At 59.7% G+C, this 21,945-nt stretch carries 23 protein-coding genes; 10 read left to right on the forward strand and 13 right to left on the reverse strand.

Features of this window, described 5'->3' with window-relative positions; genetic code table 11:
• Nucleotides 1–260: 260 nt before the first annotated feature.
• Together HBR93_RS25460 and HBR93_RS25465 are read right to left on the reverse strand one after the other, a co-directional pair.
• Nucleotides 261–1,433, reverse strand: a complete 1,173-nt coding sequence (locus HBR93_RS25460) for an aminotransferase class V-fold PLP-dependent enzyme (protein WP_169961338.1) — start codon at nucleotides 1,431–1,433, stop codon at nucleotides 261–263.
• A gap of 12 nt (nucleotides 1,434–1,445) precedes the next feature.
• Nucleotides 1,446–1,682 carry a DUF3820 family protein gene (locus HBR93_RS25465; RefSeq protein WP_008056784.1) on the reverse strand — a complete coding sequence of 79 codons (237 nt, stop codon included), beginning with the start codon at nucleotides 1,680–1,682 and terminating at the stop codon, nucleotides 1,446–1,448.
• A 206-nt stretch (nucleotides 1,683–1,888) separates the two neighbouring features.
• On the opposite strand from HBR93_RS25465, the gene HBR93_RS25470 reads away from it, so the two are divergent.
• Entirely contained in the window at nucleotides 1,889–2,356 is a 468-nt protein-coding gene (locus HBR93_RS25470; protein WP_057439949.1) for a PA2169 family four-helix-bundle protein, read from the forward strand.
• Between the two features lie 185 nt (nucleotides 2,357–2,541).
• On the opposite strand, the gene HBR93_RS25475 is transcribed toward HBR93_RS25470, so the two are convergent.
• Together HBR93_RS25475 and HBR93_RS25480 are read right to left on the reverse strand one after the other, a co-directional pair.
• The gene (locus HBR93_RS25475; RefSeq protein WP_032862565.1) at nucleotides 2,542–3,012 is read right to left on the reverse strand and encodes a MaoC family dehydratase; all 471 of its coding nucleotides are present in this window, start codon (nucleotides 3,010–3,012) and stop codon (nucleotides 2,542–2,544) included.
• Nucleotides 3,013–3,080: 68 nt separating this feature from the next.
• The gene (locus HBR93_RS25480; protein WP_169961339.1) at nucleotides 3,081–4,025 is read right to left on the reverse strand and encodes an alpha/beta hydrolase; all 945 of its coding nucleotides are present in this window, start codon (nucleotides 4,023–4,025) and stop codon (nucleotides 3,081–3,083) included.
• Between the two features lie 210 nt (nucleotides 4,026–4,235).
• Between HBR93_RS25480 and fadD2 the strand changes: the two genes are divergently transcribed.
• Both fadD2 and fadD1 read left to right on the forward strand, forming a co-directional pair.
• Nucleotides 4,236–5,924, forward strand: coding sequence for a long-chain-fatty-acid--CoA ligase FadD2 (gene fadD2, locus HBR93_RS25485; RefSeq protein WP_057439948.1), 1,689 nt, complete (start codon nucleotides 4,236–4,238; stop codon nucleotides 5,922–5,924).
• Between the two features lie 312 nt (nucleotides 5,925–6,236).
• Nucleotides 6,237–7,928 (forward strand): long-chain-fatty-acid--CoA ligase FadD1, encoded by a 1,692-nt coding sequence (fadD1, locus tag HBR93_RS25490; protein WP_057439947.1) that lies wholly within the window; start codon nucleotides 6,237–6,239, stop codon nucleotides 7,926–7,928.
• Between the two features lie 195 nt (nucleotides 7,929–8,123).
• On the opposite strand, the gene HBR93_RS25495 is transcribed toward fadD1, so the two are convergent.
• Nucleotides 8,124–8,501 carry a hypothetical protein gene (locus HBR93_RS25495; protein ID WP_057439943.1) on the reverse strand — a complete coding sequence of 126 codons (378 nt, stop codon included), beginning with the start codon at nucleotides 8,499–8,501 and terminating at the stop codon, nucleotides 8,124–8,126.
• 199 nt (nucleotides 8,502–8,700) lie between these two features.
• Between HBR93_RS25495 and HBR93_RS25500 the strand changes: the two genes are divergently transcribed.
• From HBR93_RS25500 to def, 3 genes are all read left to right on the forward strand, one after another.
• A complete protein-coding gene (locus tag HBR93_RS25500) occupies nucleotides 8,701–8,892 on the forward strand; it encodes a CsbD family protein (RefSeq protein WP_057439941.1) in 192 nt (63 codons plus the stop codon).
• A 176-nt stretch (nucleotides 8,893–9,068) separates the two neighbouring features.
• Entirely contained in the window at nucleotides 9,069–10,022 is a 954-nt protein-coding gene (locus tag HBR93_RS25505; RefSeq protein ID WP_115128800.1) for a YihY/virulence factor BrkB family protein, read from the forward strand.
• A 3-nt stretch (nucleotides 10,023–10,025) separates the two neighbouring features.
• Nucleotides 10,026–10,565, forward strand: a complete 540-nt coding sequence (def, locus tag HBR93_RS25510) for a peptide deformylase (protein ID WP_029296447.1) — start codon at nucleotides 10,026–10,028, stop codon at nucleotides 10,563–10,565.
• On the opposite strand, the gene HBR93_RS25515 is transcribed toward def, so the two are convergent.
• A complete protein-coding gene (locus HBR93_RS25515) occupies nucleotides 10,562–10,978 on the reverse strand; it encodes a GNAT family N-acetyltransferase (protein ID WP_057444176.1) in 417 nt (138 codons plus the stop codon). The two genes, def and HBR93_RS25515, sit on opposite strands and share 4 nt — an antisense overlap.
• Before the next feature lie 704 nt (nucleotides 10,979–11,682).
• Here HBR93_RS25515 and HBR93_RS25520 point away from each other — a divergent pair.
• Complete coding sequence (locus HBR93_RS25520; protein ID WP_057439937.1) at nucleotides 11,683–13,002, forward strand: PAS domain-containing methyl-accepting chemotaxis protein; 1,320 nt, start codon at nucleotides 11,683–11,685, stop codon at nucleotides 13,000–13,002.
• A 186-nt stretch (nucleotides 13,003–13,188) separates the two neighbouring features.
• Here the strand turns inward: HBR93_RS25520 and HBR93_RS25525 are convergent, their stop codons facing one another.
• From HBR93_RS25525 to HBR93_RS25545, 5 genes are all read right to left on the reverse strand, one after another.
• Complete coding sequence (locus HBR93_RS25525) at nucleotides 13,189–13,689, reverse strand: hypothetical protein (protein WP_169961340.1); 501 nt, start codon at nucleotides 13,687–13,689, stop codon at nucleotides 13,189–13,191.
• Nucleotides 13,690–13,838: 149 nt separating this feature from the next.
• Complete coding sequence (locus HBR93_RS25530) at nucleotides 13,839–14,576, reverse strand: NAD(P)-dependent oxidoreductase (RefSeq protein WP_169961341.1); 738 nt, start codon at nucleotides 14,574–14,576, stop codon at nucleotides 13,839–13,841.
• A 10-nt stretch (nucleotides 14,577–14,586) separates the two neighbouring features.
• The gene (locus tag HBR93_RS25535; RefSeq protein ID WP_169961342.1) at nucleotides 14,587–15,219 is read right to left on the reverse strand and encodes a glutathione S-transferase; all 633 of its coding nucleotides are present in this window, start codon (nucleotides 15,217–15,219) and stop codon (nucleotides 14,587–14,589) included.
• A 117-nt stretch (nucleotides 15,220–15,336) separates the two neighbouring features.
• On the reverse strand, nucleotides 15,337–15,660 hold the full coding sequence (locus HBR93_RS25540; protein ID WP_169961343.1) for a DUF6124 family protein: 324 nt from the start codon (nucleotides 15,658–15,660) through the stop codon (nucleotides 15,337–15,339).
• 340 nt (nucleotides 15,661–16,000) lie between these two features.
• Complete coding sequence (locus HBR93_RS25545; protein ID WP_162947806.1) at nucleotides 16,001–17,032, reverse strand: LacI family DNA-binding transcriptional regulator; 1,032 nt, start codon at nucleotides 17,030–17,032, stop codon at nucleotides 16,001–16,003.
• A 213-nt stretch (nucleotides 17,033–17,245) separates the two neighbouring features.
• Here HBR93_RS25545 and HBR93_RS25550 point away from each other — a divergent pair, with 213 nt between their 5' ends.
• Both HBR93_RS25550 and HBR93_RS25555 read left to right on the forward strand, forming a co-directional pair.
• A complete protein-coding gene (locus tag HBR93_RS25550; protein ID WP_057441958.1) occupies nucleotides 17,246–17,779 on the forward strand; it encodes a gluconokinase in 534 nt (177 codons plus the stop codon).
• Between the two features lie 84 nt (nucleotides 17,780–17,863).
• Nucleotides 17,864–19,216: a GntP family permease gene (locus tag HBR93_RS25555; RefSeq protein WP_057960476.1), complete on the forward strand. Its 1,353-nt coding sequence runs from the start codon at nucleotides 17,864–17,866 to the stop codon at nucleotides 19,214–19,216.
• Between the two features lie 54 nt (nucleotides 19,217–19,270).
• Here the strand turns inward: HBR93_RS25555 and alaC are convergent, their stop codons facing one another.
• Nucleotides 19,271–20,482, reverse strand: coding sequence for an alanine transaminase (gene alaC / locus HBR93_RS25560; protein WP_029296464.1), 1,212 nt, complete (start codon nucleotides 20,480–20,482; stop codon nucleotides 19,271–19,273).
• Nucleotides 20,483–20,677: 195 nt separating this feature from the next.
• Here alaC and HBR93_RS25565 point away from each other — a divergent pair, with 195 nt between their 5' ends.
• Nucleotides 20,678–21,160, forward strand: coding sequence for a GyrI-like domain-containing protein (locus HBR93_RS25565; protein ID WP_057441956.1), 483 nt, complete (start codon nucleotides 20,678–20,680; stop codon nucleotides 21,158–21,160).
• A 151-nt stretch (nucleotides 21,161–21,311) separates the two neighbouring features.
• Here HBR93_RS25565 and HBR93_RS25570 read toward each other — a convergent pair whose 3' ends face one another.
• The gene (locus HBR93_RS25570) at nucleotides 21,312–21,917 is read right to left on the reverse strand and encodes a pyridoxamine 5'-phosphate oxidase family protein (RefSeq protein ID WP_057960474.1); all 606 of its coding nucleotides are present in this window, start codon (nucleotides 21,915–21,917) and stop codon (nucleotides 21,312–21,314) included.
• Nucleotides 21,918–21,945: the final 28 nt, after the last annotated feature.

The raw sequence follows: 21,945 nt of genomic DNA on the forward strand, positions 1-21,945 counted from the left end.
TTAGCCGCGCTGGGCCATGGATGGCCCATCGCGGCGGCCCCCCAAATCAATGTCGGATGACGGGCACACCGAGCCTAGGCGAGGTGCCGAGTGGTGGGGCAAGAGCCCTTTTGGTTACTTTTGGGGCTCTTTTCCAAAAGTGACCCGCCGTAAGGGCGGAACCAATAGCCGCCGTGACCGCAGCAACGGATATGTACACAACCCCAGAAAAGAGTTGTGTAGATACCTACGGCTATCGCAGGCAAGCCAGCTCCCACATTTTAATCAGTGTTCAGCTTGGTAATGGCATTGACCAGCACGTCGATGTCCGCCGCCGACGTCACCACCCCCGGCGTCACGCGTATGCAGGTACCAAACGCTGACCCACTGCGCAGGGTGGTAAACAGGTTGTATTCATCAAGCAGTCGATCCGCCATCAGCTGTTGATCACGCCCGTTGAACTTGAACGCCGTAATCGCGCAATACAACCGTGGATCATCCGAGGTCAGCACCTCGATCCCCGGCAATGGCCGTACCTGGCTCACCCACAGGTCACGCAGGTATTTCACCCGCGCCCCCTTGGCCTGCGCGCCGCCCAGGGCCCGATGCTCTTCGAGCACCAGCGGCAAGGTCATCAGCGCTGGAAAGTTAGGCGTGCTGTAGGACGTACGGGCGCGCACGTCGCTGGCTGGGTAATGGAACTCGCCCATGTCCGGGTCAATGTCCGCCAGCCGCTGCGGGGCGATATAGAGAAAGCCCAGGGTCAGCGGTGCACCGATCCACTTGTGCAGGTTGAAGCCGGCGAACGAGATGCCCAACTGGGCCAGGTCGAAGTCGATCTGGCCAAGGGCATGGGCGCCATCGAGGATGATTTCGACGCCATATTCCCGCGCAACCTGGGCGATGGCCTCCACCGGCATGACCAGGCCGGTGCGGTGGGTGACATAGGTCAGCGCCATCAGCCTCAGGCGTGGGTAGCGGCTGAAGGTGTCGCGATAAGTCTGCAGCAGGCTGTCGAAGCTGGCCGGATGGGCGTGGGACACTTCGATCACCTCTACCCCCCGGTAGCCGGCGAGCCAGCGCATGGCGCCTTTGACCGTGTCGTATTCCAGATCGCTGATCAGCACCTGGTCGCCCGGCTGCAGGCGGTTGTAGTTGCGGATCAGCGACTGCAGGGCTTCGGTGGCATTGCGGGTGAAAGCAATCGCTTCTGGGTCGACGTTGACCAACTCGGCCAGTTGCCGGCGAATCTCGACATGTTGCCCTTGCTCGAAGCGCTGGCGCACATGCACCGAGTTGCTGCGATTGATGAAGGCCACGTGCTCCTGATACTGGGCCAACACGGCCCGGCTCATGCGGCCAAAGTAGCCGTTTTCCAGGTTGATGGGGCCGGGCTCCAGGTCATAGCGCTGGGCAATGGCCTGCCAATAGGCTTCGTCGCGGGTGTGGGGCATGGGCGGGCTCGGTTAGTGGCGCGGGGCGGGTTTACCGTGTTTGGCGCGTAGCGGTTCCAGCAGTTCGGACAGGCCGTTGTGGTCGATTTCCTGCATCAAGGCCAGCAAGCCGCCCAGCTCGCCGTGGGGGAACCCTTCGCGGGCAAACCAGTTCAGGTACGGCCCGGGCAGGTCGGCAATGATCCGGCCCTTGTACTTGCCGAACGGCATTTGGCGGGTGATCAGCAGTTCGAGTTTTTCGGGGTTCATACGGGCTTCAGGCAATCAGGAGGATGCCTTGGAAAATACAGGCATTCTGCATGAAGGCCAAATGACAGATCATGCAAATAAAGCGGATACAGATTTGAGGATTATTTATAACTTTTTGAAAAATAAGGAATAAATATTGATTCAAGACCTGGCACGGGCGCTGCAACTACCCCAATACCTTTCTAAACCCGCGAAGGAATTGAAAAATGACTGATATCAACAAAGAGTCGATCTCCGTACTCAATGACCTGATCGAAACCAGCAAAGACGGCCAGGAAGGCTTCAAGACCTGCGCAGAAGACATCAAGCACCCTGAGCTCAAGGCGCTGTTCATCAAGCGTTCCGCAGACTGCGCGTCGGCGGCTGCCGAACTGCAAACGGCGGTGCGGGCCTTGGGTGGCGATCCGGAAGATTCCGGCAGCGTGGCCGGCGCACTGCACCGTGGCTGGGTCGACGTAAAGTCGATGGTCACCGGCAAGGACGAAGAAGCGGTACTCAACGAAGCTGAGCGCGGTGAAGACCACGCACTGAAGGCTTACAAAGAGGCCATCGAGAAAATCAACAAGCACAACCTGGTCGGTATTCGTGACCTGGTTGAGCGCCAGTATCATGGTGCGCAACGCAATCACGACCAGGTGAAAGCCCTGCGTAACCAGGCTCGCGCCCAGTCCTGAGCTGCGCTGAAGTAACAAATGTGGGAGCAGGCAAACCTGCTCCCACCGGTAATTGCGCCGTACCCCGATACAAATGTGGGAGCTGGCTTGCCTGCGATAGCGGTTGATCAGTCGATGTATGTATCGACTGACAGAACGCCATCGCGGGCAAGCCCGCTCCCATATTTTTTATTTCACATGCCTGATCAGCCGATGCTGATCGCCGGCAACTCGGTCAAGGTCACAACCTGCTGTTTGCGTGGCGCGAGGATCTCGGCTTCGCCATCCACCACCAACTCATCACGCTGGTTGAACACCTGGGTGGCAATCCGCACGCGGAACTTGGGCAGCTTCTCGAGGATCTCCAGACGTACGGTCAAGGTGTCGCCGATTTTCACCGGCTTCTGGAAGCTCATCTGCTGACCGATATAGATGGTGCCCGGCCCAGGCAGCTCACAAGCGACTGCCGCGCTGATCAAGGCGCCGCTGAACATGCCGTGGGCGATCCGCTCCTTGAACATGGTCGCCTTGGCGAATTCGGCATCCAGGTGCACCGGGTTATGGTCGCCGGACATTGCCGCGAACAGCTGGATATCGCGCTCTTCCACGGTTTTGCTGTAGGTGGCTTTCTGGCCAACTTCGAGGGCTTCGTACGGAGTGTTGGTAACCTGGGTCATCTGATCCTGCATCCTGTGGCTAATCGGTAATCTTAATTCGTTGATTTTAAACGAAAATATTTATGCGTTCACTCGCAGCGCGCCGGCCGGCGATGGTTCACGGCCTGGGCCATCCAGGCCAGCACATCGGCGGTGACCGCATCGCGGTTGGTTTCATTGAAGAGTTCGTGGCGCGCCTGCGGGTAGATGTTCACGTGCAGGTTCTGGCAGCCGGCATCGCGCAATGCGTTGGCCAGGCTGGTGAGACGCTTGCCTTCACTGACCGGATCACATTCGCCGCCCATCACCAGGATTGGCAGGCCCGGATCAATCTGTTTGAGATTGGACGCTTTGCTGATTTGCTGCAAGCCACCCAGCAGGTCGATCCATAGCTGGTTGGTGCAACGAAAGCCGCACAGGGGGTCGTTGACGTACTTGTCCACTTCGTCCGGGTCGCGGCTCAGCCAGTCAAACGCCGTGCGGTTGGGCTTGAAGGCCTTGTTGAACGAGCCAAACGACAGAAACTCGATCAGTGCGCTGCGGCCCCTGAGGCCCTGGCGCAGGCGTTCGGCCCGGGCGATCAGGCGGGCGGCGCGGTACAGGGCCACCGGCTGGAAGTTCGACCCACTGAGAATCGCCCCGTGCAGGCTGGCACTGTGATGCAACAGATAGGCCTGGGCGATATAGCTGCCCATGCTATGGCCCAGCAGGAGGATCGGCACACCGGGGGCTTGCTGGCCGATGTGCTGGTTGAGCGCGGCCAGGTCACCTACCACTTTGTTCCAGCCATCGCGCTCGGCAAACAGGCCCAGGGTGCCTTCATCGGCGGTACGGCCATGGCCGCGCAGGTCCGGGGCGTACACGCCGTAGCCGGCATCACACAGGGCCTGGGCCAGGCGCGCATAGCGGCCGCTGTGCTCGGCCATGCCATGGGCCAGCATCACCAGCGCCGTGGGCGTGCCGTCCGGTAGCCACTGGTTGACGTACAGGCGGCTGCGGTCGTTCGCGGTCAGCCAGAAAGTGGTGTGGTTCATGGCGCTTCCTTTGCTCAGGGTCGTTGCAGTGTATAGCTCATCCGAGGGCCGGCGTCTGATCACCCGCGGCCTCAGGGGCAAGATTCATACAATCAATGACACGTTTTAGTGTATTTGCCTGTTTGGCCATAGCTGCTAACGTCCCCGAAGCTCCGCTTCCCTTAAACAGCCGGAAGCGGTCGGGCACACTCGGGTAAGAGGACAAGAATAATGCAACCTGATTTCTGGAATGACAAACGCGCAACAGGCGTTCCCAATGAGCTTGACCTGTCGGCGTACAAGTCAGTAATCGAAGTCTTCGAGCGTTCCTGTAAAGCCTTTGCCGACCGTCCGGCATTCAGCAACATGGGGATCACCCTGACCTACGCCGACCTGGAGCGCCAGAGTGCGGCGTTCGCCGGCTACCTGCAACACCACACCGATCTCAAGCCGGGCGACCGTATTGCGGTGCAGATGCCCAACGTCCTGCATTACCCGATTGCCGTGTTCGGCGCCTTGCGCGCCGGGCTGGTGGTGGTCAACACCAACCCGTTGTACACCCCGCGGGAAATGCGCCATCAGTTCAAGGATGCGGGCATTCGTGCGCTGGTCTACCTCAACCTGTTTGGTTCCCGGGTCCAGGAAGTGGCGGCCGACACCGAGATCGAGTACCTGATCGAAGCGAAGATGGGCGACTTCATGCCCGCCGCCAAGGGCTGGCTGATCAACACCGTGGTCGACAAAGTGAAGAAGATGGTCCCGGCCTACAGCCTGCCTCGGGCGGTGTCGTTCAAGCGCGCCTTGCGCATGGGGGCGGGCCTGGCCGTGACCCGCCACCCGATAACCCTCGATGACATCGCCGTGCTGCAATACACCGGCGGCACCACCGGCCTGGCCAAGGGCGCGATGCTCACCCACGGCAACCTGGTAGCCAACATGCAGCAGGTGCGGGCGTGCATGTCACAGCTGCGTGAAGACGGGCATCCGCTGGTCAAGGAAGGGCAGGAGGTGATGATCGCGCCGCTGCCGCTGTACCACATCTATGCCTTTACGGCGAACTGCATGTGCATGATGGTCACCGGCAACCACAACGTGCTGATCACCAATCCACGGGACATCGGCGGCTTTATCAAGGAATTGAAGAAGTGGCGGTTTACCGGGTTGCTGGGGCTCAACACACTGTTTGTCGCCTTGATGGAGCACCCGGATTTCAAGACCCTGGACTTCTCCCACCTGAAGATCACCAACTCCGGCGGTACCGCCCTGGTCAAGGCCACCGCCGAGCGCTGGAAGCAGATCACCGGCTGCTCCATCGGCGAAGGCTACGGCCTGACTGAGACGTCGCCAGTGGCCAGCACCAACCCCTACGGTGATCAATCGCGCCTGGGCACCGTGGGTATTCCAGTGCCGGGCACGGCGATGAAGGTTATTGATGACGCCGGCGTCGAGTTGCCGATGGGCGAGCGGGGCGAGTTGTGCATCAAGGGCCCGCAGGTCATGAAGGGCTACTGGCAGCAACCGGCGGCCACTGCCGAGACCCTGGACGCCGAGGGCTGGCTCAAGACTGGCGATATTGCGGTGATCGACCCCGACGGTTTTGTGCGCATTGTCGACCGCAAGAAAGACCTGATCATCGTCTCGGGCTTCAATGTGTACCCCAACGAGATCGAAGACGTGGTGATGGCCCACCCGAACGTTGCCAACTGCGCGGTGATCGGCGTGCCTGACGAGCGTACCGGCGAGGCGGTGAAACTGTTCGTGGTGGCGCGGGCCCAGGGTGTCAGCCTTGAGGAGCTGAAGACTTACTGCAAGGCCAACTTCACCGGCTACAAAGTGCCCAAGCACATTGTGTTGCGCGACTCGCTGCCGATGACGCCGGTAGGCAAGATCCTGCGCAGAGAGCTTCGTGATATCGCCTGACCTGAATTGATGCGATTCAAATGTGGGAGCTGGCAAGCCAGCTCCCACATTTATTGTGTACGCCCTTAAAGTAGAGCGGTTTCGCAGGTTATAGAATCTTTGCTCTAAAAATGACTACTGCATATTCTTGAGTCATGTTTATGACTGTAGGGGCCTCTTTTGGCTCTAGGCGGCCCTTGGCAAAGCTGCTACTCTCGGCGCGCTTTGTGACCTCTCGGCCTGCTTGAAACAGCCGGAATCACCTAAAAACACACAAATAATAATCGCATCAAATGCGGTGAATGAATTCGCGTCGCTGAGGAGTGGGCTTCCATGATCGAAGACTTTTGGAAGGATAAGTACCCCGCCGGGATTGCTGCAGACATCAATCCAGACGAGTATCAAAATATTCAGGCGGTACTGAAACAGTCCTGCCAACGCTTCGCCGACAAACCGGCTTTCAGCAACCTGGGCAAGACAATCACCTACGGTGAGTTGTACGAATTGTCCGGTGCCTTTGCCGCGTACCTGCAACAGCATACCGACTTGCAGCCCGGTGATCGAATCGCCGTGCAATTGCCCAACCTCCTGCAGTACCCGGTTGCCGTGTTTGGCGCTATCCGCGCCGGCCTGATCGTGGTCAACACCAACCCGCTGTATACCGCGCGGGAGATGGAACACCAGTTCAACGACTCCGGGGCCAAAGCCCTGATCTGCCTGGCCAACATGGCGCACCTGGCAGAAAAAGTCGTGCCCAAGACTGGCGTCAAGCACGTGATCGTCACCGAAGTGGCTGACCTGTTGCCGCCGCTCAAGCGGTTGCTGATCAACAGCGTTATCAAGTACGTGAAGAAGATGGTCCCGGCCTATCACTTGCCCCAGGCGATCAAGTTCAACGACGTCCTGGCCAAGGGGCATGGCCAGCCGGTCACCGACGCCAGCCCGGCCAGCGAAGACGTCGCCGTGCTGCAATACACCGGCGGCACCACCGGCGTGGCCAAGGGTGCGATGCTGACCCATCGCAACCTGGTCGCCAACATGCTGCAGTGCAAGGCGCTGATGGGCTCCAACCTCAACGAAGGCTGCGAGATCCTGATCACGCCGCTGCCGCTGTACCACATCTATGCCTTCACCTTTCATTGCATGGCGATGATGCTGATCGGCAACCACAACATCCTGATCAGCAACCCGCGCGACCTGCCGGCGATGGTCAAGGAGTTGTCGAAGTGGAAGTTCAGCGGCTTTGTCGGCCTGAACACCCTGTTCGTGGCCCTGTGCAACAACGAAGGCTTCCGCAAGCTGGACTTCTCGGGGCTCAAGGTCACGCTGTCGGGTGGCATGGCATTGCAACTGGCGGCGGCCGAGCGTTGGAAGGCCGTGACCGGCTGCAATATCTGTGAAGGTTACGGCATGACCGAAACCAGCCCGGTGGCCACGGTCAACCCGATCCAGAATATCCAGATCGGCACCATCGGTATCCCGGTGCCCTCGACCCTGTGCAAAGTCATCTCGGATGAGGGCGTCGAGTTGCCCCTGGGCGAAATCGGCGAGCTGTGCGTCAAGGGCCCGCAAGTGATGAAGGGCTACTGGCAGCGTGAAGACGCCACCGCCGAAGTGCTCGACAGCCAAGGCTGGCTGAAGACCGGCGATATCGCGATCATCCAGCCAGACGGCTACATGCGCATCGTTGATCGCAAGAAGGACATGATTCTGGTCTCCGGTTTCAACGTCTACCCCAACGAGCTGGAAGACGTGCTGGCAAGCCTGCCGGGCGTGCTGCAATGCGCGGCCATTGGTGTACCGGACGAGAAATCGGGCGAGCACATCAAGCTGTTCATCGTGGTCAAGCCAGGCGCGACACTGACCAAGGAGCAGGTGATGGAGCATATGCGCGCCAACGTCACCGGCTACAAAGTGCCGAAGGCTGTCGAGTTCCGCGAAGCACTGCCGACCACCAACGTGGGCAAGATCCTGCGTCGTGAGTTGCGCGATGAAGAGATGAAGAAACTGGGCCTGAAGAAGTAAACAAAAAGCCCCGCGAATGCGGGGCTTTTTATTGGGCGCTGAGTGTCGACTGACCCACCGCTATCGCCGCGATGCGGCGACCCGACAAGCCATTTGTCCTGGGCCGCACTCAAAACTCCTGTACCACACAACCCCTGTGGGAGCGGGCTTGCCCGCGATGGCGTCCTGTCAGCCCCCACATTTCTGATCGGGTGTTTACAGGGCGAACTGCGCGAAGCTCACGCCAGCGCCTGCCGGGCGTACATCCTTCAGGAACGAGTCCTTGTCCGCGCTCAGCTCCAGGGTAATCTCCGGCTTGCGCTTGCCTGCATTGCGTACCACCAACCCTTCAAGCTTCTCACGCAGGTACACGGTCGGTACTTTCAGGTGCAGCAGCTGATCGGTTTCGGCGTTGTGCATCAACAAATGAATCCACTCGTACTGGCCAATGGCGATGCGCGCCACCGGCAGGTCGAACCACCAGATGTTGCGCTTGCGGTCCAGGTCGGTGAAGTGGCAGTTGTTGACACCGAGCACGGCACCGCCCAGTTCCAGGTTTCTGCGGGCGATGGCCTGTGATTTATTGAGTTTCATAACCTTCCTACGGGATCTGTTATTCAGCGGTTGAGCCTGAATCTGCCGGGCATTCTCGTGGGTTGGCCGCAAAACATAAAGCCAAACCTGTACGGGGTGATGAAATGCCTGACGCAAATAATTGAAACTCTACGCAAACGCCCAGGGTCAATCCTTAGGTAATGACCAAAACCCTTGATTGTTCTTACGGAGAAATACCATGGGCAGCACAGCGGATAAGGCAAAAGGTTTAGCGAACGAAGCCATTGGCAATATCAAACAAGGTGTCGGCAAAGCCACTGACAACACCCAGCTTGAGGCCGAAGGCAAGATCCAAGAGAAGAAGGGCGAAGCCCAGCAAGCGATCGGCAAGGTCAAGGACGCGGTAAAGAATACGGTCGACAAAGCCTGATTCACCCGCCTGCCAACACGCAGCATAACGGTCATCCACGGATGGCCGTTTTTATGTCAAACCGGCGGATTAAAGTTTCGAAATTGTTTCAAGGTCGCCAAATAGGCTACCTTGATGTAGAAAACGGCCCCTGAGTCGCCCACGAACTCAACCTTTTTGCGGCGAAAGGAGACGCTATGATTTTTCCGGTATTAAAAGATCTGCCGCTGCACCGCGTATTGATGCGCACCGTCACAGAGTTCATCGACGACGAGATGCCCACCTACGCCTCGGCACTGGCCTACCAGATGCTGTTTTCATTGTTTCCCTTCCTGCTGTTCCTGATTGCCCTGATTGGTTTCCTGCACCTGCCGGACTTCTTCAGCTGGTTGCGCCTGCAATCGGAACTGGTATTGCCGCCCCAGGCCCTGGAGCAGGTCAACCCGGTGATTGACCAATTGCAGCAATCCAAGGGTGGGCTGTTGTCGGTGGGTATCGTCATCGCGCTGTGGACCGCCTCGGCGGGCGTGCGCCTGATGATGAGCGCGATGAACGCCGCCTACGACGTGGTGGAAGGCCGGCCGATCTGGAAACGTTTCCCGCTGTCGATTCTCTACACCGTGGGTATCGCCGGTATGTTGCTGGCCGCCGCCGCGTTGATGGTCCTGGGGCCGCAAGTGATGGAGTGGCTGGCCGGGCAGATTGGCATGCAGGAGTTCGTCGTTACCCTGTGGACCATCCTGCGCTGGCCGTTGATTGTGATCCTGCTGATGTTCGCCGTGGCCTTGATGTACTACGTGATGCCGGACGTGAAGCAGAAATTTCGCTTTATCACGCCAGGCTCGGTGCTGGCGGTGGTGGTCTGGATCGTGGCTTCCCTGGGCTTTGGCTATTACGTGAAAACCTTCGCCGACTACAACGCCATGTACGGCAGCATCGGCGCGATCATTGTCCTGCTGTTGTACTTCTATATTTCCGCCGCCGTATTACTGCTGGGCGCGGAGATGAACGCGGTGATCGAGCACATGTCTGCCGAAGGCAAAGACCCGGGCGAAAAAGACTTTGGCGAACACCACCCTGATCAAAAACAGCATGTCTCGGGCCTCGGCCGGGACCATTCGCTGCCCAAACCCACCTCTGATGAAAGTTGATCGATGATTCGTGAAATCCTGAAAATGGGCGACGAACGCCTGCTGCGTATCGCGCCCCCGGTGCCCCCGGAAATGTTCGACAGCCCCGAGCTGTGGCAACTGATCGACGACATGTTCCAGACCATGGAACACGTGGGTGGCGTTGGCCTGGCCGCGCCGCAGATTGGTGTCGACTTGCAACTGGTGATCTTCGGCTTCGAGAGCAGCGAGCGCTACCCGGATGCCCCGGCGGTGCCCCAGACCATCCTGATCAACCCGTTGATTACCCCGCTGAGCCCGGTGTTGGAGGAGGGTTACGAAGGCTGCCTGTCGGTGCCAGGCCTGCGCGGTGCGGTGGATCGCTACCAGCAGATTCGCTACGAGGGTTTTGACCCCAAGGGCGAGCCGATTGTGCGGATTGCCGATGGCTTCCATGCGCGGGTGGTGCAGCATGAATGCGACCACCTGATCGGTCGCCTGTACCCGTCGCGGATCACAGACTTCAGCAAATTCGGGTTTATCGAGGTGATGTTTCCGGAGCTGGATCCCGCCGCCGACGCTTAACCCTGGCGGCACAGGCCCATGGCAATCATCGGCTTGTTGCGTTTATAGCGCACCAGGCGCTCTGCCAGCGACTGCGGCAACACGGTCTGCTGGCTGAAGCCCTGGGCTGTATAAAACCCTTCCAGGTCGGGGTGGCACAGTAGCCACACCGTGCCTTCGACAGGCGCAATCGCTTCAGCGATCAGCCGCGCTGCCAGCCCTTGCCCGCGTAATGCCGGATCGACAAACAGCCCGGTCAGCCACTGACCGCCGACCACGGGGCTCAGGCACAGGCCGGCGACGATCTCGCTGTTGCGCGCGACCCACAACTGGCCGCCCTTGAGGGCTTTCATCGGCGAGTTATGGCGGCGGTAGAACTTGTTCAGCAACGGCCACAGGGGCTCTGCCAGTAGATCAATGTGCAACTCGGGCATGGTATTTGGACAAGCGTGATCAAGGGCTGGGGATTATAAGTCGGGCAAAGCGCCTTCTGTTGGGCAATAGGTGTTATACCCATGCTTACTTCCTCTGTTAGTGGAGCATGCATCATGGCCAAAGGTATGGATTCAAAGAAAGCCGCGAAGAAAAAACCGGCAAAGACCGCCGATGAAAAACGCGCGGACAAAAAAGCCAAGAAAACTGAGACAGGCCTGTTCGGTCACTAAGCCCTTCACTGTAGGAGCGAGCGAGCTCGCTTCTACACGGCAAGATACATCCTGATATCCCCCTCGCACGCCCCTCCAACCTCTATTTACCAATGCTGGCTGATTAATGGCCTTGCAGAGTGCCAAGCCCTGTCTATGCTCACCCATAACCACTTATGTCGCTTGCCATATGAAGCGTTCTGGGTGGTTTTTGGCATAGCGAGCGCGTACCTCAACGCGCCGGGAAAAATGGAGCCTTAAGTTAAATGGACTTGCGTGTGTCGGTTGAAGCAGGCCCCAGAGAGGGTCATCAAGAAAAGGATGCCTTGAAGCGAGTGTTGCCCCATGGACTCTCCGATTAGTCATCATTTATCTATCGCCTGACACTTGTCCTGTCTCTGGACGATTGCGTTTGCCTGTTTTGTGGAAAGTTGTGCTGGGTCAAATCCAAGAACTAACCGTCATTCAAAGACAGCGCTGAAGGTGATCCGACCATGTTTAACCTGCACCACAAATCCGACCTGTTGCAAATCGAACGTTTTTCCTGCGCGTTGACCCAGGCCCAGGCCAAGCTGGCGGCGATCAGCCGCTCCATGGCGATGATCGAGTTTGATCGCGACGGCATAGTCCTGGATGCCAACGAAAACTTCTGTAAGACAATGGGTTACAGCGCCGAGGAAGTACGTGGCAAACACCACCGAATCTTCTGTGAAGAGTCCTACTACCGCAGCGACGCCTACGCCAAGCTGTGGCGCGACCTGGCCCAGGGCGAGCCCATCAGCGACACGTTCATGCGCTTGACCAAGAGCGGCGAGGAGGTGTGGCTGGAGGCCAGCTACATGCCGGTGTTCGGTCCGGATGACCAGGTGCAGAGCGTGATCAAGGTGGCGTCGGACATTTCCGAACGGATCCACCGCGAACATGAAAACCAGAGCCTGATTGACGCCATCGGCCGCTCCATGGCGGTCATCGAGTTCACGCCCCAGGGGCAGATCCTCAATGCCAACCAGAACTTCCTGAAGACGGTGCAATACTCCCTCGGTGAAATCGTTGGCCAGCACCACAGCATGTTCTGTGACCGCGCCGAGGTGGAGTCACCGACTTACAAGGCGTTCTGGGCGTCGCTCAACCGGGGTGAATTTCACTCCCATCGTTTTGAACGGCGCAACAAGTATGGCCAGACGCTGTTTCTGGAAGCCTCCTACAACCCGATCTTCGATGCCAATGGCCGCCTGTACAAGGTGGTGAAGTTCGCCAGTGATATCACCCACCAGGTCACCACGTTGCGGACCGCTGCCGATTCGGCCCACGCCACCTCGGTGCAGAACGACGCCTGCGCCCGTAAGGGGTCGGAAGTGGTGCAGCAGACGGTGCAGATCATCGAAGAAATTTCCCGCGACCTGAATCAGGCGGCGCTGAGTATCGACGCGGTGAGCAAGCAGTCGGACATTATCGGCACCATCGTGCAGACCATTCGCGGGATTGCGGATCAAACCAACCTGTTGGCGCTTAACGCGGCCATTGAAGCCGCGCGCGCCGGTGAGCACGGGCGTGGGTTTGCGGTGGTGGCGGACGAGGTGCGCAGCCTGGCCGCGCGTACCAGCCAGGCGACGATCGAGATTGTCGACGTGGTGCGCAAAAACCACGACTTGTCCCTGAGCGCGGTATCGAGCATGCAGTCGAGCCTGAGCCGTACCGGGCTGGGGGTGGAATTGGCCAATGAAGCGGGGCAGGTGATCCTGGAGATCCAGGAGGGCTCGCGGCATGTGGTGGATGCTATCGGCCAGTTCAACTCCACCCTGCAGTTGCAGTAACGGGACCGTGCCCACTCTGTGGTGAGGGAGCTTGCTCCCGTTGGGGCGTGAAGGGGCCCTGAAATGGGACTGCTACGCAGTCCAACGGGAGCAAGCTCCCTCGCCACAGCAAGCCCGCTCGCCACAGGTCAACGGGAGAGTGGGTTGCCAGGCTCAACCCGCGCAGAGCGGCAGTGGCGGGTGATATCAGATGGCAGCCAGGGTATCTTTCACGGCCTTGATCTGCGGGTCAGCGGTCTTCTCGGCGAACTGCTGCGCCGCCTGCATCTTCAGGCGCTCAGTCACTTCCAGGGCAATGGCATTCTGTTGTTCGATAGGCATCGCTTTCACTTCTTCTTCGGTCAGGCCCTTTTCCTTGAGGATCTGATCGCGAATGCGCTCGGCCGGCGTCTTGGCCATGTAGTCGGTGAACTCTGTCCGGGCCTGGGTGCTGCTCGCGGTGGCCGGCGTGGTGCTGGTCGGCGGTGTTGCCTGCAACTGCAGGCGGGTCTTGGCAAACGCCGCATCCACGTTGCTGGCCGTGGTGTCGGTGGCCTTTTGCGTGGCCTGTACCTGGGTCGCGGCGGCAGCGTTCTGCACGTTTTGCATCACGCCGCTGTACAGCGCGCTGGCGGCGGCGTTGGCCGGGTCCAGGTCGGGGCGTTTGGACTGTTGGATCACGGACGAGACTTGGGTATTGACCAACATGATCGGGCACCTGTGGTTTTGAACGGTCCATAGGGTTTAGCAATTAGCGTGCCGGGAACTAAAACCCCGTATTTATTGGCTGTGAGGGCAATACCGAGGCAAGAGGCGGGTTGCCGACGGCCAATGTTTGCCGTCGGCGGCCATTGCCTTCAGTAGGTAATGGGAATCTCGAAGACCTGGAAAGCATCGTCCTGCGGCTGATACCCCAGAACCCGTGTGGTCTCGCTCAAGTCCAGGCGCTTGAAGCGGTTATTGGAAATGCCATGGGCGATCAGGTGCTTGACCCCCTCGGCCTCCACCGAGCGCTGCAACAACTGCACGGCATCCCGAGGGCTGAGCCAGGCGCTGAGGTCGCGGGCGTTGTTCAGGTCGTGGGTTTCGGTAAATTCAAACGCGCCAATGCGTAACGCGATGGTGGAGAGTGGGGTTTTGGCTGCGTAATACCCGCACAGCGCTTCGCCGTAGCATTTGCTCACGCCATACAGGTTGGCCGGCAGCACCGGCATGCCCGGGGTGATTTGTCGATCCACCGGGTAGCCTTCGATGGTCTGGGCGCTGCTGGCGAAGACCAGGCGCTTGACGTTGGCGGCCACGGCCGCTTCGAACAGATAGGTGGTGGCGAGGATATTGTTGGGGAGCAGTTCGTCGAAGGTGGCGCTGGCGTGGGGAATGCCCGACAGGTGCACAACCACGTCGATGCCGTCGAGCAGTGCGGTGAGGGCCGTTCTGTCACTCAAGTCGGCCTGCACGAAGCGATGGCCGTCGAGGGCGAAGCCCGGTTCGACGCGGTCGGTGAGGGTAAAGCGGTAGCGATCTTTCGACGCTTCGAAAAATGTCTTGCCGATCCTGCCGCAGGCGCCGGTGAGCAGTACGTTGAGTCCTTTCATCGTGTAATCCTTAGTTGTGACCGTCGAGGGCAAAGGCCTGGAAACCTGGGCGCTGGCTGAGCAGGGCGTAGTACGCATCGACAGCCGGGTAGCGAGGGCGCTCCATGGGCGTCATCCGCCAGCGGTGCACCGACAGGCCGACCAGGATATCGGCGAGGCTGAAGCTGTCACCGGCCACATAGGCGCCGGTCTTGATCAACTGCTGCTCCAGCAATCCCATCTTGTCGTTCCAACCGCGCACGCCGGCAGCAATGCGCTGCGGGTCCTGGAAGTCCGGGTTCTGGCGCACCAGGGCGTGGAAGGCATAGCCCCAGGAGGGATTGAGTTCGGTGGCTTGCCAGTCCATCCATTGCTCGACCCTGGCGCGAGGCGCGGGGGAGGCGGGCAGCAAGTCATGGCGCTGGTGCAGGCCCACCAGGTAGCGGCAGATGGTGTTGGATTCCCAGAGCACGCCGTTGTCGTCAATGATCACCGGCACCTGGGCATTGGGGTTCAGGGCGAGGAAGGCGGGTGATTGGGTGGGGGTGAAGCCGATGCCCCAGTCTTCGCGCTCGTAGGGGATGTTCAGTTCCTGGCAGGTCCACAGGACTTTTCGTACGTTGATGGACGAAGTGCGACCCAAGATTTTCAGCGCGTGTCCCATGGTGCTTCCCTGGCAGGTGTGAGTTGGCGTTGGCCAATTTAGCAGGGGCCAAGTGGGCACGGTAAAAAAGGTGGGAGCTGGCAAGCCAGCTCCCACCTTTCTGATCGCGTCTGGGCTTTAGTTGTGCAGTGTTTGCTGGTCCATCAGTGTGCCCATCAGCAACACGCCCAACTCGCTCAACTGGTGAATCGCCAATGCCCTGTCGCGGTCTTTGCCGGTCAGGTCTTCGGACAGGTCCAGCAGTAATGTGGTGACCGAGGATAGGGTTTCATAGCTGTTGGCAATCAGGCTTTCGCTGCTGGCGCCGGAAGTGACGGTGAACAGAGTGGAAGGTTCGGGCGCGGGGGCGGTTGGGGGGTTGAGGTAGTGATCAATGGCGCGGTGGGCGGCCAGGTGGAGTTTTGCGTCCTCATGCGGAGGATTGGGAGTAACTTTGAACATGGTTATGACCTTTGGCTGGGCCGTCACCGGATCGCTACTAAACGAAAGGGTGGCGGCTGTACGCAGGTTAGTAGACCGGTAAAGTCACACAAAAACCCGGCGCACCACGAGGGCGCCCTGCGCACAGCCACCATCAAGCACAGGCGGATAAGCCTGATAGATGAAGCTCATGCTCATTTTGTATGACTGCTCAGGCTACTAAACCCGATCACCGAGACATTCAGCGACCGAGCCACCTTAGAGAGCCCCACCCAGGCGCACAAGCCGGCGGATTCTGACGCAACCGTAGGTAACGGAGCAAGGCGTGGCCGCACAGTCAGCCCTTTCCTACAGCCAATGCCTAGCTGCTCTCGCGTACCTTCAACTCAAACCCCATATCCACCACCGGCCGGGCGATTTTGTTGCCGGCCATCACCGTCAGCAAATGCTCTGCCGCGCGTCGGCCAATGGCTTCGCGTGGGGTGCTGATGCTGCTCAGGCGCGGCACCATGAAGCTGGAGGCGGGCAGGTCGTTGAAGCCCAGTACCGCCACTTGCTGCGGCACCTTGATCCCGTGGCGCAGGGCTTCGAGCAGCGCACCCTGGGCCAGGTCGTCGTTGCCGAAGAAGATCGCGTCCACATCCGGATGGCTGGCCAGCAGTTGCAAGAACAACTCGCCACCCAGGCCCACCGACGAGGGGCGCGGGGTCAGCAGTTCGAGGGTTGGGTCATACAAACCGGCCTGTTGCAGGCCACGGCGGAAGCCTTCACCGCGCAGCAGCGTGCGCTGGTCCAGTTGTGCGCCGACATAGGCCAGGCGTTTGCGACCCCGGGAGATCAGGTGCGCTGCTGCGGTTTCGCCGGCACTGATCTGCGAGAAACCGACGCAGTTGACCCCGGCCGTCGGGTCCAGGTCCATCATGTACACGCAGGGCACATTGCTCGACTCCACCATGCGCCGGGCGCTTTCGGTGCGGTCAAAGCCGGTCAGCAGCAGGCCCCGTGGCTGATAGGCCATGTAGTTGCGCAACAGGTTTTCTTCTTCGTCCCGGGAATAGTGGGTGTTGCCGATCAGCACTTCGAAGCCCTTGGGCCGTAGCACCTGATGAATGGCTTCGAGGGTTTCGATAAACAGCAGGTTGGACAGCGAGGGTACCAGCACCACCACCGACTGGCTGCGGGCGGAGGCCAGGGCGCGGGCGGCCGGGTTGACCACGTAGTTCAGCTCGGCAGCGGCTTTCTGCACTTTTTCCACCAGTTCGGTGGCCACGGTGCTGATCCCGCGCAGGGCCCGGGAGGCGGTAATCGGGCTGACGCCGGCCAGGCGCGCGACTTCGTTAAGGGTAGGGCGACCCGTGGTGCGGGTATTTTTATCGTTCTTGGAGGTCATCAGGCGGCTTGCCAAACAAAAATCGAGGCACTAAGGTAGCGCTGTCTCCAAAAGCCTGCAAATACTTGCGCAAAGGGTTGCCTGATCCTGGTGCAAGCGGTGGCAGAGGATGCACGCGTCACTCCATAAAAATGACAATTAGGCGCGGGAAAAGCCTGTTTTTGCACTAGCCTTAGGGCGTGCAAAGGTAGCGCTATCTGCGTCCTGAGGTGTTTCATGAGTCAACCTGTTACTGCCCTGGTCATCATGGGTGTTTCCGGATGTGGCAAGTCCAGTGTCAGCGAGGCCCTGTGCCTGTTGAACGGCGCCACCGCCATTGAAGGCGACAGCTTTCACCCGGCTGCCAATATCGAAAAGATGAGCGCAGGCCATCCCCTGAACGACGACGACCGCGCCGGCTGGCTCGACATCCTCTGCGATGAGTTGCGTCGTGCGCTCAAGGCCGGCGAGCATCCGGTGCTCACCTGTTCGGCCTTGAAGAAAAAATACCGCGATCACCTGCGCGAAGCCGCGCCGGGCCTGGGGTTTGTCTTCCTCGAACTGACCCGCGAAGTGGCCGCCGACCGCGTGTCCCATCGCCCCGGCCATTTCATGCCGGCCAGCCTGATCGACAGCCAGTTCGCCACCCTCGAATCGCCCATTGGCGAGCCGCTGACCCTGGCCCTCAACGCCAGTAAAGACAGCATCGAGGCGTTGGCCGCGCAGACCCACGCGTGGTGGCTGACCCACGGTTTTGAACCTTCCCGATGATTTTTTGCCCGAAAGATAGCGCTATCCGACGGCACGAAATTCAACACCCGCTTTAATAACAACAACAAACAGGAGACGACCCCCATGTTTGGCATGTCCCACGAGTCTTACCTGCTGCTTGATGCAGTGGTCACTATCATCGGGCTGATCGTGTTGATCACCCGGTTCAAGGTCCACCCCTTTATTGCGCTGATCATCGCCGCAGGCTTTCTCGGCCTGACCTCGGGCATGCCCGTGGACAAGATCATCAAGGCCTTCCAGGACGGTTTTGGCGGGGTGCTCGGGTTTGTCGGGATTATCCTGGCGCTGGGTACGATGCTTGGCAAGATGATGGCCGAATCCGGCGGTGCCGATCAGATCGCGCAGACCCTGATCCGCGCCTTCGGCAAGGAAAAAGTGCAGTGGGCGATGATGTTCGCGGCCTTCCTGGTGGGCATCCCACTGTTCTTCGAGATCGGTTTTGTATTGCTGATCCCGCTGGTGTTTATCGTTGCGCGGCGCACCGGTGTGTCGCTGATCAAGATCGGCATCCCGTTGCTCGCCGGCCTGTCGGCGGTGCACGGCCTGGTGCCGCCGCATCCGGGGCCGTTGCTGGCCATCGGCGTGTTTGGCGCGGATATCGGCAAGACCATTCTTTACGGCCTGATCGTCGCCTTGCCGACCGCCATCATTGCCGGGCCGATCTTCGGTACGTTCATTGCCAAGTACATCCCCGGCAACCCGTCCCAGGAACTGGTGGACCAACTGGCCCGCGAGTCCGACGCAAAAAACCTGCCGAGCTTCAGCATCACCCTGATCACCGTGCTGCTGCCGGTGTTCCTGATGCTGCTGAAAACCTTCGCTGACATTGCCCTGCCAGACGGGCACATCGTGCGTAACTGGATGGACATGATCGGCCACCCGATCAGTGCCTTGCTCTTGGCGTTGCTGCTGTCGCTGTACACCTTTGGCCATCGCCAGGGCATCCATTCCAAACAGATCCTCAAGCTGCTGGATGCGAGCCTTGCGCCGACCGCCGCGATCATCCTGATCATCGGTGCCGGTGGTGGCTTCAAGCAGATGCTGGTGACCAGCGGTGTGGGTGACGTGATCGGCCATATGGCGGTGACGGCGCAGATCAACCCGATCCTGCTGGCCTGGCTGGTAGCCGCGGTGATTCGGATTGCCACGGGTTCGGCGACCGTGGCCACCATTACTGGCGCAGGCATTGTGGTGCCGGTGGTGGGGATGGTGCCGGGGGTCAACCTGGAATTGCTGGTGCTGGCGACGGGGGCGGGGTCGTTGATTCTGTCGCACGTCAACGATGCAGGGTTCTGGCTGGTCAAGCAGTACTTCAACATGACCGTGGCCGAGACGTTCAAGACGTGGACGGCGATGGAGACCATTCTGTCCATCGTGGCGCTGGGCTTTATCATGTTGCTGTCGTTGGTGGTGTAACCCAACCTGGGGTGACTGATCGTTCCCACGCAGAGCGTGGGAACGATCACTCGGTCAGGCTTTGGTGACCAGGCCATCGGCCCGGAACATTGCCCGTATCCCGCGTACCGCCTGGCGAATGCGGTCCTGGTTCTCGATCAGCGCAAAGCGCACATGGTCATCGCCATACTCGCCAAAGCCGATCCCCGGCGACACACACACCTTGGCTTCGAGCAGCAGCTTCTTGGCAAATTCCAGCGAGCCCATGGCGGCATACGCCTCGGGAATTTTTGCCCAGACATACATCGACGCCTTCGGATTCTCTACCATCCAGCCCAGTTCATGCAGGCCCTTGACCAGCACATTGCGGCGCTGGCGGTACTGCTCGGCAATGTCTTTCACACATTGCTGGTCGCCTTCCAGCGCGGCAATCGCCGCCACTTGCAGCGGGGTGAAGGTGCCGTAGTCGTGGTAGCTCTTGATGCGCGCCAGGGCGTTGACCAGTTCCGCGTTACCCACCATAAAACCGATGCGCCAGCCGGCCATGTTGTAGCTCTTGGACAAGGTGAAAAACTCCACCGCAATGTCCTTGGCCCCCGGTACCTGCATGATCGACGGGGCTTTCCAGCCGTCGTAGACGATATCGGCGTAGGCCAGGTCGTGGATCACCAGCACGTCGTACTGCTTGGCCAGGGCGATCACCCGTTCGAAGAAGTCCAGCTCCACGCACTGCGCGGTCGGGTTGGACGGGAAGCCGAGGATCATCATCTTCGGCTTGGGGATCGAACCGCGGATCGCCCGCTCCAGCTCGGCAAAGAAGTCCACGCCGGGAATCAGCGGCACCGAGCGCACCTGGGCGCCGGCAATCACCGCACCGTAGATGTGAATCGGGTAGCTGGGGTTGGGTACCAGAACGGTATCGCCCTGGTCCAGGGTGGCCAGCATCAGGTGCGCCAGGCCTTCCTTGGAGCCGATGGTCACGATGGCCTCGGTTTCCGGGTCGATATCCACCTCATAGCGGTCCTTGTACCAGCGCGAAATGGCGCGGCGCAGGCGCGGGATGCCTTTGGAGGTGGAGTAGCCGTGGGTGTCTTCGCGCTGGGCGACGGTCACCAGTTTTTCCACGATATGCGGTGGAGTCGGGCCGTCGGGGTTACCCATGCTCAAGTCGATGATGTCTTCGCCGCGCCGACGCGCAGCCATCTTCAGCTCGGCAGTGATATTGAAAACATAAGGGGGGAGTCGATCTATGCGCGCAAAGCGGCGCGGCGAACCTTGGTCTGCCATTGTTGCCTCGGAATACGTAAGCGCCCGGAACCGTCCGAGCGACGTCGGCCACTGCGGTGGCCTGCGGGGCAGACAATACGGGCGATGAGGGTAGGTTGTCCAGATGGCGCCGGAAAATTTTCGGCCTGGAGTGTTAGATGACTATGCCCCTATACTCAGTATGGTTTTGGTCATTTATCAATGGAGATTGTGCAGATGAACCAACAGGTAACGTTACCCCTGGAACCCCGCATGGAAGAGGGCAGGGCGATGGTCATTGCCGGGGTCGGCGGTCATTACGGCAAGGCCACGCTGGGGGACATTCCAAAGTTGTGGGAGTTGTTCGACAGCTGCATCAAGGACATCAAAAAGCGCATGGGCGGCGTGACCTACGGCGTTTGCTACAACGCCACCCAGGAAGAGTTTGATTACATCGCCGGGGTCGAAGTGCCAGCCAAAAGTGATGTGCCGGGCAACTTTCAATCCATTGAAGTGCCGGCCAATCATTATGCGGTCTTCGCGCACTACGGGCCGGTGTATGCGCTGTCGCAGACCTATGAACGGATTATGTACGAGTGGTTGCCGACGTCGGGGTACAAGGTCGCCGGGCCGGATCTGGAGCGCTACAGCGCCGACTTCGATGTGGATAAGGGCACCGGTACCGTGGAAATCTGGCTGCCTGTCGAAAAGTCCGCATAACCTGTACGTCGCCTGATCCACCGCCATCGCAGGCAAGCCAGCTCCCACATTTGTATCGAGGGGTTACTCAAAGCCAGGTACGGCGCAATTACCTGTGGGAGCGGGCTCGCCCGCGATGGCGATCTCAAGGGCGCCCGAGCCGGCCAGGGCCTCAATACAACGTGGCCTTGACCCGCTCCGGCATTTCCCGGTCGTAGGCCTCGGCATCAAACTGCCCATCATTCAAACGCTTGTGAAAAGCCCCCGCTGACGGCAGTGTCGAACGCTCTACATGCTTGTCCGGGTTCCAGCAATCGGAGCGCACAAAAGCTTTCGAGCAGTGGAAATACGCCGCCTCTACCTGCACCACAATCACCGACCGCGCCGGCTTGCCGTTGACCGCAAAGCTCTGCAGCAACTCAGGTTCGATGGATATCTGCGCCCGCCCGTTGACCCGCAACGTTTCCCCGATCCCCGGAATGATGAACAGCAAGGCAATCCGCGGATCCACCAACAGGTTACGCAAGGTATCGAGGCGGTTATTGCCCGGCCGATCGGGGATCGCCAGCGTGCGCTCATCAATGATCCGCACAAAACCCGGCACATCGCCCCGAGGCGAGCCGTCGAGGCCATCGGCGCCTGAAGAGCTGACAATCACCAGCGGCGAGGCTTTGACCATCGCCTGGTAATCCTCATTGAGAAACGCGATTTCCTTGCGTAGGGCACGCTCCTGGGGCAGGCCGTAGAGGGTTTCGAGTTGGTCCAGGGTGGTTAGCATGTGGGTCTCCTTGCCCAGGGAGCGCTGG

It is taken from the genome of Pseudomonas sp. WS 5411, assembly GCF_012985595.1.
GTDB lineage: Bacteria > Pseudomonadota > Gammaproteobacteria > Pseudomonadales > Pseudomonadaceae > Aquipseudomonas > Aquipseudomonas shahriarae.